The sequence below is a fragment of the Raoultibacter phocaeensis genome (genome assembly GCF_901411515.1).
In the GTDB taxonomy this organism is placed as follows: domain Bacteria; phylum Actinomycetota; class Coriobacteriia; order Coriobacteriales; family Eggerthellaceae; genus Raoultibacter; species Raoultibacter phocaeensis.
Window position 1 is genome coordinate 814,332 of record NZ_CABDUX010000001.1, and the last position, 12,571, is coordinate 826,902.

Consider the following 12,571-nt stretch of genomic DNA (forward strand, 5'->3'; position numbering starts at 1 on the left):
ATGATCCCTTTCTTCGATGATCCGAAGCGCCGCGGCTTACGCGAAACCGAAGCTTTTTTCTTCCCTGTATCGTCAAACACGATCTTTGCACCTCATTTCTTTCTCATCGAACTTCCCCGTTGCTTTCCTTCGCCTCTCAGGGAAAAGCAACGAGCTTTTCGAATCCAAGGGTACGAAACGGGCCGTGTTCTGTATGCCCCAATAGTTGGGTATTTACCTGACGTGCCGCGAAGGCAGCCCGAAAGAAATGTGTGAGAAAAAATTGGTATAACCTCTTGTCAAACACCGAATTCCCCAAAAATTGGGGAGCGTGTTTTACCCTCGGTGAGGTAGAGTATTTTCAGGGTATGCGGGGTATCGACCGTTCGGAAGGGGTTTTTGCAGGCATGCAAACACTATGCGATTTCAAGCTGTGGCAATCTCGCAAATCGATAACGATGGCACTTGTTGCCGGCATGTTCTGGATTTGGTGGGACTCGTTTCACGAAGCGGGTCGGTTCTTCATGCAAATGCCGCTGCCCTTCGACTCCATTTTTCTTCGCTACTCAACCGTTTCATGCTTTTCGAAACAAGTCGGCGTGGTCATAGGCTGCATAGCTATCTGCGCGTTGTTGCGATACCGCAAGGAGGTTTTTAGCGTCCAACGACTTCCAGCATGCTTGTTCGCCATCGAAATCGCATTGCATGTTCTGTACTATCTTCTGATCGGTTCACGTCAATTCTTCCCCGCATGCTTCGTGTACGTCGTGATTTCCCTCTTCGCCATTTTGTCCATCATTCTCATAGCCCTGCAGATGAGGCACTTCGAAAACCGCGAAATCGTGTTTGTTGTCATAGGAGCAATTGCCTGCTTCGGCGTATGCAACAATTTCCTCTTTCCCTATTTCCTGCTTTCCGCTCCCCTGCCGCTGATCGCATTCGTGTATTTGCTCGCACTCGTTGCAGCATTTGCCCTATCGCGTACCTTCTCCGCCCAAAGCTTCAAGCTTGGCGAATCGAATAGGGAAAGCAGCGTGCGAACGCCTCTTCCGCTGGTCGCACATCTTTGCATTTACGGTTTGGCGTTCGGAATCCTCCACGTAATCGGAGGTGCCATCGCGAGGGGTCCCCACAGCATCAACGTGGCAGTTTTTTTCGCATGTATCGTAACGATTGCCTGCATTGCCTTTCTGTTCCTGAGAAAAAAGAGCAACCATGAGATATGGTCAAAAATTCGCTCGACAGTTTTCCCGCTCAGCGTTATCGGGTATCTGCTCATCCCCCTCGTCTCGAACAGCGACGCCGCTTTAGCGCTCACGGAAGCCGGCAACTTGCTGTACAACGCGATCTTCTTCATCGGTTGTTTTGTCCTGATGCGTAAAACCTACGTGGATCCCCGCGCGATCATTGCGAAAGGGCTTCTGTACAAGAACATCGGTTTCAGCATTGGAATCCTCTGGGCCCGCTACGCCTACGAACGAAACCTTCTTGAAGGATTCTATCCGACCCTTCTCCCCGTCATCATTGTTTTCTTGTTGACCGTTGCGACGTTTTGGGTCGGCTCTGACGAGCAGATCCGCAAGATTTGGGGCCTGCGAAAGAACCTCTCGCCGAAGCAGTACAACGATCTCATGATCCAGCTGAAAACCGACAAAGTCGCCGAAGAATACGGGTTGACGGCACGCGAAAGCGAAGTTCTGCTTTATCTCACCCAGGGAATGCGCGCCCCGGAAATCGCAGACAATCTTAGCGTGTCGGTCGACACCGTGCGGTCCCACATCAAGCACCTGTATACGAAGCTCGATATACACTCGCTTAAAGAGCTTCGTACGATGATGAAAGAAGTGGTGGTAGAAGAAATCGATTCCGCATGAAAACGCAATCGGCCATAGCCTGCCGCTAGCACGGCACATACCAACGAGCTCCCAGAAAGCGAGAACCCTCGTCTACCCGACCGTTCTGCCCATTCTTCGAAAGCAAGGGCTTGGTTCGAAGCGCCTTTTCTCAGCCTTTGAATTCAGCGATCTTCTGCTCGATAAATGCGCGGAACTGCTCGAAGGCCTCGTTGTCGTTACCGCGATTCCAAACGAAGAAATAGTCGATGTGATGGTTGGATTTGTACGGAATCCGAACCAGGTTGGGGCTTTCGATCCCGTATCCTTCGGGGAGGTTGATGACTGCGCTTCCGCGTTCAGCCACGCTCAAAGCACTTGGCTGGTGGAGGGTAACGGTGGAATGAGGGGTCCTTCCCCGTTCCTCGAAGTCTCGAGCGACGACGCTTTCACGGGATGTGGGCTTGGTAAGCGGATACACGAAATCCTCGTCCAGCAGGTCATCGATGGTGATGCATGCACGGGTTGCCAGCGGATGCGTCTTCCCTACAAAGATGTTTTCTCCCATTGATGATGCAACGCGGCGCTTTTCCAGATAAGCCAGTATGAGTTCTTCTTTGGTCAAGCCAACGAAAACACAGTCGAGGCTCCCCGCCAAGAGCGCATCAAAAAGCTGCGGCGAAGGTTGCTCGACGACATCTACCACGATGCTTTCGCCGCAGTTCGATTCGTACTCCTCGAGCCAGGGTGTCGTGATCTGATCCATATACAGGTACTCATATCCAACGGAGAGCTTGCCGTTGCAGTTGTTCAGGGCTTTGCACTCTGCGATCCCCTTGTCGATAAGGAAGATTGCCTCGCGGGCTTTTTCGTAGAACAGATCCCCCGCCTTCGTAGGTGCAACGCTTCGTGTCGTGCGGGTGAAAAGCGGCCCGCCCAGCTCCTCTTCCAGATGCGCCAGATGCCTGGTGATTACTGGTTGGGAGGTGTAGAGCTGCGCAGCGGCTGCGGTAAAGGACGCCGTTTCGTAGAGAGCGATAAAGCTTCTGAGCTGTTCGGTACGCATAGACACCTCTTTCAGCTACCATTCATACCAAACCATTATAAATCATACTCAAATCGGTATTTCTCTTTTTGTTTGGCGGGTTGTTAACTTATGGCAACGGGTTTTGGGGGGAACCAATCCGAAAAACACTTGAGGAGGATATCGTGAACAGCACCAAAATGAACAGGCGTCAGTTCGTGTCCATCGCGGGTATCGGCGCAGGCGCTCTTGCAGCTATGGGCCTTATGGGGTGTCAAGCGCCGAAAGCGCAGGCAGGCAACGAATCGAACGCCAAGGAGGAGTCTGCTTCCTGGTTGGGCGAGGCTCCTGAGATCACCGAAGAGCAGATTGCGCGAACCGAATCCACCGATCTGCTGATCGTGGGCGCAGGCAATGCCGGCATGGTGGCCGCAGCGACCGCTGCCGATTTGGGCATGAACTTCAAGCTGTGCGACAAGGCGGGCGCCGTGCAGGCAACCCGTCACTTCGCGGGCGCAATCGACAGCAAGTGGCAGAAAGAAGCCGGCGTTGAAACCGACAAGGGCAAACTGCTGAACGAGTTGACCCGCTACGCTTCGGGCAAATGCTCCCAGGACGTATGGAAGGTTTGGATCGATGAGAGCGGCGAGACGTTCGAGTACGTGCATGACATCATGGCGGCTGCCGGTATGGATATATACTTGGATACGGACGGCTACGATCACCCGACCGGCGGCACTGATTACTATATGCCGCCCCAACAGCACATGTGGTATCTCCCTGACGTTGCCGAAGCCGCTCCCCCCGCCCTTTGGGGCAATGCTTCCGCGGAGGCCGGATTCTCCCGCAACAAAGTCTTGGCAGACTACATTGCATCAAAGGGCAACGAGATTGCGTTCGGCTATACGCTGGCGAAGCTCGTTCGCGAAGAAGGCGGTCGCGTTACCGGTGCGGTCTTCGAAACCCGTGACGGGTATGTTCAGGTGAACGCAACCAAGGGCGTCCTCCTTGCCACCGGCGGTTATGCAGCGAACCCGGTGATGCTCGAAGCGCTTTCCCCTGCCGTCTTGGAATCCTGCACCGCTATCGACAAGATGCCGAACTGCACCGGGGATGGCATCAAAGCGGGCATCTGGGCTGGCGCTCGGATGGATGCAGAATCTGCGCCGATGATCTTCGACCGCGGTGCCGTTCTTCCCGGCGTGGATTGCGGTCTTGTGGGCGAGGGCATGGATGCAGACTTCCCCAGCGTCTGCTCGGAAAATGTTCTGGGCAGCTTGCCTTTCCTCAAAATCAATCGCCACGGCAAGCGTTTCTTCAACGAGTCCGCTCCGTATGATTGGTGCGCCAATGCTTCGGCAAACCAACCAGGCGGCGTGTGGTGTTCCGTCTTCGATGCCAACATCGCTGCCGACGTTGCACGATTCCAGGTTGTCGGTTGCGCGAAAATCGCCTCGCAGTTGCTGCAATCCGCCTCCCCGGAAGAAGCCGTCAGCGCGTTTCCGGGTGGCCAGCAGCTGCTCGAGCAGGGAGCCTTCTTCAAGGCCGACACCCTCGAATAGCTGGCTGATCTCCTTGAGGTGCCCAAAGATTCCTTTCTTGCCACAGTCAACCGCTATAACGAGCTCTACGACAAGCAGGACGACGAGGACTATGGCAAAGAGGCTTTCCGCCTTTCGGGAATCCATACGCCTCCGTTCTATGGCTGTTGGTTCGGCGGCTCCATTCTCACCACGCTTGACGGTTTGAAAATCAACGCGGATATGCAGGTTCTCGACAAGAAGATGGAGCCTATTGCCGGCCTGTATGCTGCAGGCGATTGCAGCGGCAGCATGTTCTCGGGCAACTATCCCGAGTACCTCGTCGGTTGCGCAGTCGGCCGCACCATGACCCAGGGCCGTCACGCTGTTCGCTACATCAACGAGAACGAGTAATCCCAAGCATTGCGTACGCTGGAAGCCACATGAAGGCGGGACCGATTCGGTTCCGCCTTCTTTTGCGTGTCGAACGCGTGTGCGCTTACAGTTAGTAAAAGCCTTGAACGCTGGAAGGTGAATCATGCTGGCTACAAGGGAGTTATGCTTCTTGCAACCGACAAGGTAACTCGATAGGAAACGGGCAGTCGGCCGCATGACCAGCCTTGCGCTCTATCACTTCATAGGGGGACGCCCTTCATGCGGTACCCGAATCAACGATTGAGGCCGCCGAAAAGCCCAAAAAGTCAAGTCGTGAAGCGTCCAGCCGCCTTTTCCGACACGTTTCGGGCAGCACGGGGCTGCTGGCTTGCAAGCTGTCGAACTCGCAAGCCGCTGAACTGGAGCTTTTCGAAATACCAAATCGACGTGAAAAGGTAATGCAGTACATAGCACTTCACAGCTCGACTTTTTGGGATTTGGACCCCGTTCGCCGCCAAGTTGGCGGGAAGGGACCGCTTTCGGGCCTCGAACGGCGCTTTCTCGTCGAGGTTCGCGCATCAACGGTTCGGGCCAGGTTCGAGTTCCACTTCCGACCTCGGGGCGTCCTATAAACCCAATCGGAGCAAAAACCGGCAACTTGGCAATGGCTTCCAGTTTCCCTAAATTGTGGGTGTTCGACATGAAAACAGGCCCAGAAGAAACCTGCATGCTGTACATGGTGGTCGGGAGGACTTGAACCCTCGGCATGTCTCCCCTGATCAAGAAGCTATATCACGATTTGGGAAGCTGCGTACTGCTAAAGGAAGCTCCGAACCGTGAATTTGGCTATAGTTTGTCCACACTCAACTTGTCAGCCGCAATGCAAAACGCCCGAGGGAGGTAACTGCGTACCGTTCGGGCGCTTAGCATCTATCACTATACGGGGCGCATCACTTTATGTCAATGACAGCCCCGCGACGGTTCACGAAAAGCACGTGCACCACTCCGTCTATCTCCGATGCGTGCTTGCGAAGCTCGCGCTCCACCGCCGCATCGGGAACGCCCTTCATGCGACGGGAGTCGAGTATGATGCATCCCGACTGCCATCGGGCGCGCTTCAGGTTGCGCTCGACGGCCTTGAGACTCGATGCCGTCGGCGACTTCATCTCCCACTGCTTCCCGTTGATCAGCACGTCGGCCGAAGTCGCATACAGCGCGTCGCTCTTCCTGACGAACTCCACGTCGTACCCGGCGCGAGCGATGGCCTGAGCCGTCTTATGCTCGTGAGGCCACACGTTGGCGTCGCCAGGGACGATGATCTTTCCAATTTTCTTAGGCATAGGATGCATTGTACTCTGCTTTGCACGCGCTAATGCCTGCTGATGGCAATTCTTTTCGAAACGCATTCACGGCACGTTTTGCCTATAAGCCAAGTGTAACGAAGTCCGAAACGAAAACAGGCCCCCGTAGGAGCCTGCATGGTGTAAATGGTGGTCGGAGGGGGACTTGAACCCTCGGCACGCGGATTTTCAGTCCGCTGCTCTACCAACTGAGCTACCCGACCATGTACGTTCCCGAACCTGCTGTTCGAGACGCGGGGCATTATTTTACCTGTACGATGCAGCGCGGTCAAGTTTTATTCTGCATCCGATCGGATATCCGCAGCACGCACCGATCGATGCGCAATTTGTGGGCCGCAGCAGTCGCACTCGGCGGTTTAGCGTGGCGGTCGAAGATCGGCAGCTGTCGGCGGCTACTGCGACGGGCGGCAGTCGGCGGCTGGCAGCTACTGTGGCGACGGGCACCCGGATAACTGGCACCCGACGACAACTTGCGGCGCATAGCCGAGTCGGCTACTGCGTCTTCTTCTCTACCAGACCGTTGAGGCTTTCGGCTCCCGTGGGCGATTCGAAGTACGTCACTTCAAGCACCGCATTTACATTCGTCACGGTACCGTCGGCCGTCATGGTCGCATCGAACGAGAAGTTGGTCACGTCACAGCGATACGCGCCGTTCTGCAATCTGTCCACAATGCCGAGCGCTTCTGCGTACGTGGGCACCGAAAACGTGATGTTCACAGGCCGACGTATCGTAGTGCCGTCCAGCTCGGGTGTTGAGAACTTCAGATCGTAGGATGTCGTGAACCTCAAGATGCCGTTCAGTTCATCGAGTTCGTTGCGCAGGTTGTCGTAGACGGCAACCTCGGGAAGGTTGGCAAGCGTGCCGAGCTCGTCAAGCTCGTGCTGCATCTTCTCGCGACCTTGTGCAAGTATCTTCTGCACTTCGATTTGGGTCTGCACGTCTTCGATAGCCGTCGCATTCGCCGCACGCGTCTCGGCCACGTTGCGGACAACCAAGAAATAATACGCTGCCACCAGAAGTACGACAACCAGTGTAAGGATGAGGGCCTTTTCGCGCGTGCTGAACGAACGGCTCAGGATGCTTTTATTCATTGCCCGCCCCCTTGAGCTCTATCTGAATAGTTGCCGATGATGCAACCCCGTCCCTTTCTTGAGCGGTCGATACCGTGACGTATTCGACACGGCTGTCCTGTTCAAGCTCTTGCACGATCCCCGATACATCCTGCAAACCCACACCGACGCACGTGACCGTAACCGCGTTACCGACAACCTTGATTGACGATAGATGCGTCGCGCCTAAAACCGTGCTCGACAACAGATCGATGAGCTCGTCGCGATCAGCCAGGTTAAGTTCTTCTTCGGTGAGGCCGGTGACCACGTAGCGCGCATACTGCTCGGACAGCTCGGTGTAGCTCTCGTTTTCCGCAGTTAGCGCGGCGAGCTCTTCCTCCGCCGCTTCAAGTTCGCGACTGCTCTGCATGCCCGAGGACAGCGGATCGACGACGGCGAACTTCACAAACAGGCCCAAAAGCACCAGAAAGATAAGGAACAGAGCGACATTCGCTGCGGTGTTTCCGCGTGTAGTTTCCGCTTTCATGAGGTTGATGGACGTTTTCGTCGGGTAGGCCGTTTTCTTGTTGGCGCCACCGAACGATATCTCTTTTTGCAGGTTCATCTCTACCCCCTGCCCATCGTCGCGCCCACAGCGGCGGGGCACTGCGCAGCGTATGCTGGATCGCTTGAGCTTACAGGCATAATGTCTGCGATGCTGTACTGTTCGAGCTCGATATGGGAGGCAACCGTTTCAAGAAGCGGTGCAACCTGTGACCCGCCGCCGCACGTATACACGACGTCGATCACCGTATTCGGATTATTGAACCCGTAGAAGTTGAGCGCGCGCCCGACTTCGACAGCAATCGATTCGTACACACCGCGCGCAGCTTCGCTCATCTGCGAATCCTGGTACCCTGTCTGGCGGTAGCCGCTCGCCACGTGCACATCGATGCCGTTCGCGTCGGCGATGGCGCGGTCGACGTCGGCAAGCCCGATATCGATGGCACGGGATACGTCGTAAGAGCCGTCGGCGAAAAAGTGCAGCTGCGTGGTTGCGTGAGAAAAATCGATGATGCAGCAGTTCGCATGAGCAGCCGGGTTGCCCTTTACCAGGTTCTGCAGTGCCGCAGCAGCAGGCAGCGCAACCGCAAGTTTCATGCCCGCACGCGAGAACATGGTCGTGTACTGGGCGATGACCTCCTTCGATGCGGCAACCGCTAAAAGGTCCATCGTATCGGGCGTCCCGTCGGGCAACGATTGCATGCCAAGGACCGCGTAATCGTAGTAGTACTTATCTTTGCCCTGCGCGATGTAATCGCGAAACTCGTACGGAAGATTCGTCTCGAGATCGCGCACGCTCATAGCTGGCACCTGCACGCGCCGAGTCAAACAATCGGCTTGCGGAATGACGAACGCCGCATGCTTCGCAACGCCGCCCGCCCGCTTCGCCGAGGCCTTGATGAAATCGGCCATTGCTTCGAAGCTCGTGATCCGCCCTTCGGCAATGAGCCCGTCGGGCAGCGTCTCGAGGACGATCTTACCCACATCGGTACCATCGCACACCGCCATTTTCAGCGTGCTGCTGCCGATGTCTATTCCCGTGTACGTTTTTCCCATACTTCAGTCTTTCGTTTCGTAAACAACTGTATGCGCAGAATATCTTCGTGCGCTTTTCGGGCTATACCAAAAGTCCCACGTACCATGTCACGCACGCAGGGCCGATGAGTAGGGTCAACACAATCGACAGAGCGATTGCAGGACCGAACGGTATCGCCCTTGTCCTGAAGCTTTCCGACTCCCCTGGCCCGCTTGACCGACCTTCGCGCACGGGGGCGCCTGGTTTCGATTTGGACGAGCCGCCGGAAAGCCTCAGGACAAACGCGAGCACAAGCCCGATGATGCAGGCGAGCAGCAATGCGAACAATCCGAGCGGAACTCCGAGAAACAGTCCCGCCACAAAAAGCAGCTTCACATCGCCGCCGCCGAGCGATTCTCGCTTGGTCACCCACTCAAACAGAAGTGAGAGCACAAGCACACCGCCGCCGAGCGCAACGCCGCCCGCAACTCCGTCTGCAAGCATCGCCAGATTGCCGCTGCCGAGCTGAGCCTCAAACGCGCTGCCGGGACCGAACCCGTTGGCAGGCGGAGCCAAAAACCACACCGTTGCCGCCCATACCGCGATCCCCGCAAGGATGAACCCGTTGGGGATCGTGTACGTGTCGAAATCGACGAGCGCCACCCCGCACAAAATGCAGGCGAGCGCCGCATAGGCGAGGGCCTGCACCGTGAACCCGTAGCGAAGCGCAAGCAAGACGAACACCGCAGCCATCACGATTTCAACGATCAGGTAGCGCGGCGAGATCTTCGCCTTGCAATGCCGGCACCTTCCCCGCAGCGCCATCCACGATACGATCGGCACGAGATCGAGCGCCGTAAGCGTTGCGTTGCAGCTCGGACAGCGGCTGCGCCCCGAGAGAACGCTTTCACCCGCCACAAGTCTCCACGCCAGGCAGTTCATGAAGCTTCCCATGCACGCCCCCAGCACCGCGGCGATGACCAGCAGGTACGCCGCGAGTGCCGGGAACGATATGAGAGTCGATGCGCTCATGGGGTCGTGGGTGGATGTCAGCGTGGGGACATGGGTTGGCTTTACGCCGTGCCGCCACCTTCGCCGCCATCCTCGGTCACAGTTGCCTGCACTTTTGCGTTCTCTCCTTCTCCATTTAGTTTGACTTCGATCTTGTATTTGTATTTGGCGGTTGCGTCCTTTGTACCCGTATCTCCAGAGAAGAAGTACAGTTCATCGCCCTTGTCAGAGTATCCAGCATAATAGACCACGGTTTGATTCGTGTTTCCTGCAAGCATGTACTCGGAAAGCGCTTCGGATTTTGCTGAACGCTCGTTTGCGCTTTTCACCGCATCATCAGCATTCCCCAAAGCGCCCGAGAACACCGGGACCGCGATAGCGATCAGCACCAGCAGAATCGCCACGACGATGAGGAGCTCGGCCAGCGTGAAGCCGCCCTTCTCCTCGCGCACCCTCTTAACCATCTCTTTCATATCTCTTCCTTTCTCGCATCCGCCGTATCGATCGGATACCTATCCCCGGCCCTATGGCCAGATTTCTTCTATCTGCACGGTGCATGATCGTCGGCTTGCAGCCGAACAACCTCACATCGACGCATACAACTGAAACATCGGCAGGTACAGAGCAACCACGATGCCACCTGCAAACAGCGCCATCAGCACGAGCAGCGCAGGCTCCAACAGCGATAGGGCGCGGTCGGTCACGCGCTGTGTTTCGCTGTCGTAGAACTCGCCGATCGTCTGCAGCGTTTCTTCAAGCTCGCCCGTCTGCTCGCCCACCGTAGCCATCTCGATGAGCGTGCGCGGGAAGTAATTCGTTTCCTCCATGCATTCGCCGAGGCTTTTGCCTTCGGTCAGACCTGCGAGCATCGCGCCCGTTTCTCGGGAAAGCAGGTAGTTTTCAAGCACGCGCGAGGTCACTTGGACGGCGCGCGTCATCGGCAAGCCCGCGGCAATGAGCGTGGCCATGGAGTTCGCAAACTCCGCCGCGCCCGAATACACCGAAATCACGCCTACAATGGGAGCCTTGAGCTTCATGAGCGCGAACACCGATTTGCCCGAATCGCTTCGGCCATAGAGCTTGAGGGCCGCAAGCACGAGCGCGATCACGAGAACGACCCAGAGGATGTTCGCCTGCAGCCAATCGGATGAATCGATGAGCAGCTGCGTGATCCAGGGCATATCGGTTCCCAGCGACGAGATCATGCCCGTCATGGCAGGAATGACCGCCACCATCATGACAGCTACCACAACCACCGCGATGATCACGACGAAGATCGGATACGTGAGCGCGCTTGCCACTTTCGCCGCGATCTTCGAACGCTTGTCGAAATACGTATGCAGACGCGCGAACGCCTCGGGCAAGTGCCCGCTTTCCTCGCCCGAGCGGATCGTCTCGATGAACATCGTGGGCAGCGTATCGCCCTTGTTCTCAAGGCTGTCTGCAAGGCTGTGGCCCGCCGCAACATCGGAAGACACATCGGCAAGCACGCTTTTGAGGTACTTGTCGGTCGTTTGATCGGCCACGAGCGCAACCGCGCGTCCGATGGGCAGCCCCGCATTTAGAATAATCGAGAACTGCGAGCACATGATCGCGAGGTTCTTGAGCTTTGCCTTGGGCTTGGTGATGTTGATTGCCAGCAGGTTCGTGCGCGCTCGCACCCGTTTGACTTCCTGCACCACCCGGCATTGGGCGCGCGCAAGCTCCATCGCCTCGATTTCGTCGAACGCTTCGACAACCCCGTTCGCCGGCATTCCGCCTGCAGTGATTCCTTTGTAGGTAAAGGTCGGCATTACATCGTGTTCTTTCTCATGTAGTCCTGATCGTGCGCGTTCTCGCGAGCCGTTGCCGCATCGATGGCGCGGGCCCGGTACAAGGCGAGAAGCGCGTTGTCCATCGTCACGCTGCCGGCAGCCGCCGAGGTGGCAAGCGAGCTTGCGATCTGCGGAGTCTTCCCCTCGCGGATGAGGTTGCGGATGGCGGGCGTCACCATCATGAGCTCGCAGGCGAGCGAGCGGCCCTGCCCGTCGCGCCTCGGAAGAAGCTGCTGGGAGAGCACCGCCACCAGACACGTCGAAAGCTGCATGCGAATCTGGCGCTGCAGGCCTTCGGGGAACACATCCACCATACGATCGATCGATTCGGCCGCCGATTTGGTATGGAGCGTCGCGAGCACGAGGTGCCCGGTTTCAGCTGCGGTAAGCGCGGTCTGGATGGTTTCGAGATCGCGCATTTCGCCGATCAGGATGATGTCAGGATCTTCGCGCAGCACGGCGCGCAGCGCGTTGTGGTAGCTTTCCGTATCCTGTCCGATCTCGCGCTGCGAGATGATCGATTGGTCGGGCTTATATACGTACTCGATGGGATCTTCCATCGTGATGATGTTCTCGGCCCGCGTGTGGTTGATGCGGTCGATGAGCGCTGCGAGCGTGGTTGATTTGCCACTGCCCGTTTCACCCGTGACCACGATGAGGCCGCGCTGCATGCTGGAAAACTCACTGACCGCAGGAGGCAATCCGAGCGATTCGAGCGGGGGGATCGCATCGGACAACAGGCGCAACGCTATACTCACGCTGCCCTGCGCGCGGAACAGGTTGATGCGCACGCGCACTCCCTCGAACGTTTCGGCAAGATCGAGCTCCCCGATCGTCTTCATCTCGTCGTAGCGGCCGCCCGCAAGCTCGCGGGCGAACAGCTCGCAGTCTTCGTGCGTAAGCGGCTCATCGATCGCAGAAACGAGTGCTCCGTTCACGCGGAATTTCGGGGGGATGCCGCACACGAGGTGAATGTCGGAAGCGTTCGCTTCGTGTGCCAACGCTATGAGTTCGCGGATATCCATG

The 12,571-nt window shown here is 56.9% G+C and carries 12 protein-coding genes and 1 tRNA gene; 3 read left to right on the forward strand and 10 right to left on the reverse strand.

Annotated features, from left to right (window positions below; translation table 11 throughout):
- The first annotated feature begins 386 nt into the window (after nt 1-386).
- Nucleotides 387-1,853, forward strand: coding sequence for a helix-turn-helix domain-containing protein (locus tag FJE54_RS03280; RefSeq protein ID WP_180326533.1), 1,467 nt, complete (start codon nt 387-389; stop codon nt 1,851-1,853).
- A 130-nt stretch (nt 1,854-1,983) separates the two neighbouring features.
- Here FJE54_RS03280 and FJE54_RS03285 read toward each other — a convergent pair whose 3' ends face one another.
- Nucleotides 1,984-2,877, reverse strand: coding sequence for a LysR family transcriptional regulator (locus tag FJE54_RS03285; protein WP_139651323.1), 894 nt, complete (start codon nt 2,875-2,877; stop codon nt 1,984-1,986).
- Nucleotides 2,878-3,020: 143 nt separating this feature from the next.
- Here FJE54_RS03285 and FJE54_RS03290 point away from each other — a divergent pair, with 143 nt between their 5' ends.
- Nucleotides 3,021-4,397 (forward strand): FAD-binding protein, encoded by a 1,377-nt coding sequence (locus tag FJE54_RS03290; RefSeq protein WP_255467195.1) that lies wholly within the window; start codon nt 3,021-3,023, stop codon nt 4,395-4,397.
- An 18-nt stretch (nt 4,398-4,415) separates the two neighbouring features.
- Nucleotides 4,416-4,769, forward strand: coding sequence for an FAD-binding protein (locus FJE54_RS16230; RefSeq protein WP_255467196.1), 354 nt, complete (start codon nt 4,416-4,418; stop codon nt 4,767-4,769).
- 911 nt (nt 4,770-5,680) lie between these two features.
- Here the strand turns inward: FJE54_RS16230 and FJE54_RS03295 are convergent.
- From FJE54_RS03295 to FJE54_RS03335, 9 genes are all read right to left on the reverse strand, one after another.
- A complete protein-coding gene (locus tag FJE54_RS03295) occupies nt 5,681-6,070 on the reverse strand; it encodes a CdiA C-terminal domain-containing protein (protein WP_139651324.1) in 390 nt (129 codons plus the stop codon).
- Between the two features lie 148 nt (nt 6,071-6,218).
- Nucleotides 6,219-6,294: transfer RNA gene (locus tag FJE54_RS03300), tRNA-Phe, on the reverse strand.
- A gap of 289 nt (nt 6,295-6,583) precedes the next feature.
- The gene (locus tag FJE54_RS03305; protein WP_139651325.1) at nt 6,584-7,183 is read right to left on the reverse strand and encodes a basic helix-loop-helix domain-containing protein; all 600 of its coding nucleotides are present in this window, start codon (nt 7,181-7,183) and stop codon (nt 6,584-6,586) included.
- Entirely contained in the window at nt 7,176-7,766 is a 591-nt protein-coding gene (locus tag FJE54_RS03310; RefSeq protein WP_139651326.1) for a hypothetical protein, read from the reverse strand. The genes FJE54_RS03305 and FJE54_RS03310 overlap by 8 nt, the downstream gene beginning before the upstream one ends.
- Before the next feature lie 2 nt (nt 7,767-7,768).
- Nucleotides 7,769-8,761: a pilus assembly protein PilM gene (gene pilM / locus FJE54_RS03315; protein ID WP_139651327.1), complete on the reverse strand. Its 993-nt coding sequence runs from the start codon at nt 8,759-8,761 to the stop codon at nt 7,769-7,771.
- A 61-nt stretch (nt 8,762-8,822) separates the two neighbouring features.
- Nucleotides 8,823-9,752, reverse strand: a complete 930-nt coding sequence (locus FJE54_RS03320) for a prepilin peptidase (protein ID WP_139651328.1) — start codon at nt 9,750-9,752, stop codon at nt 8,823-8,825.
- A 41-nt stretch (nt 9,753-9,793) separates the two neighbouring features.
- Nucleotides 9,794-10,204, reverse strand: coding sequence for a type II secretion system protein (locus FJE54_RS03325; RefSeq protein WP_139651329.1), 411 nt, complete (start codon nt 10,202-10,204; stop codon nt 9,794-9,796).
- A 111-nt stretch (nt 10,205-10,315) separates the two neighbouring features.
- A complete protein-coding gene (locus FJE54_RS03330) occupies nt 10,316-11,524 on the reverse strand; it encodes a type II secretion system F family protein (RefSeq protein WP_139651330.1) in 1,209 nt (402 codons plus the stop codon).
- Nucleotides 11,524-12,570 carry a type IV pilus twitching motility protein PilT gene (locus tag FJE54_RS03335; RefSeq protein WP_139651331.1) on the reverse strand — a complete coding sequence of 349 codons (1,047 nt, stop codon included), beginning with the start codon at nt 12,568-12,570 and terminating at the stop codon, nt 11,524-11,526. The genes FJE54_RS03330 and FJE54_RS03335 overlap by 1 nt, the downstream gene beginning before the upstream one ends.
- Between the last annotated feature and the right edge of the window lies 1 nt (nt 12,571).

Excerpts from the sequence above, each read along its gene's own strand:
- FJE54_RS03320 (WP_139651328.1), bottom strand. The coding sequence starts at position 9,752 with ATGAGCGCATCGACTCTCATATCGTTCCCGGCACTCGCGGCGTACCTG.
- FJE54_RS03305 (WP_139651325.1), bottom strand. The coding sequence starts at position 7,183 with ATGAATAAAAGCATCCTGAGCCGTTCGTTCAGCACGCGCGAAAAGGCC.
- FJE54_RS03330 (WP_139651330.1), bottom strand. The coding sequence starts at position 11,524 with ATGCCGACCTTTACCTACAAAGGAATCACTGCAGGCGGAATGCCGGCG.
- FJE54_RS03295 (WP_139651324.1), bottom strand. The coding sequence starts at position 6,070 with ATGCCTAAGAAAATTGGAAAGATCATCGTCCCTGGCGACGCCAACGTG.
- FJE54_RS03285 (WP_139651323.1), bottom strand. The coding sequence starts at position 2,877 with ATGCGTACCGAACAGCTCAGAAGCTTTATCGCTCTCTACGAAACGGCG.
- pilM (WP_139651327.1), bottom strand. The coding sequence starts at position 8,761 with ATGGGAAAAACGTACACGGGAATAGACATCGGCAGCAGCACGCTGAAA.
- FJE54_RS03335 (WP_139651331.1), bottom strand. The coding sequence starts at position 12,570 with ATGGATATCCGCGAACTCATAGCGTTGGCACACGAAGCGAACGCTTCC.
- FJE54_RS03310 (WP_139651326.1), bottom strand. The coding sequence starts at position 7,766 with ATGAACCTGCAAAAAGAGATATCGTTCGGTGGCGCCAACAAGAAAACG.
- FJE54_RS03325 (WP_139651329.1), bottom strand. The coding sequence starts at position 10,204 with ATGAAAGAGATGGTTAAGAGGGTGCGCGAGGAGAAGGGCGGCTTCACG.
- FJE54_RS03280 (WP_180326533.1), top strand. The coding sequence starts at position 387 with ATGCAAACACTATGCGATTTCAAGCTGTGGCAATCTCGCAAATCGATA.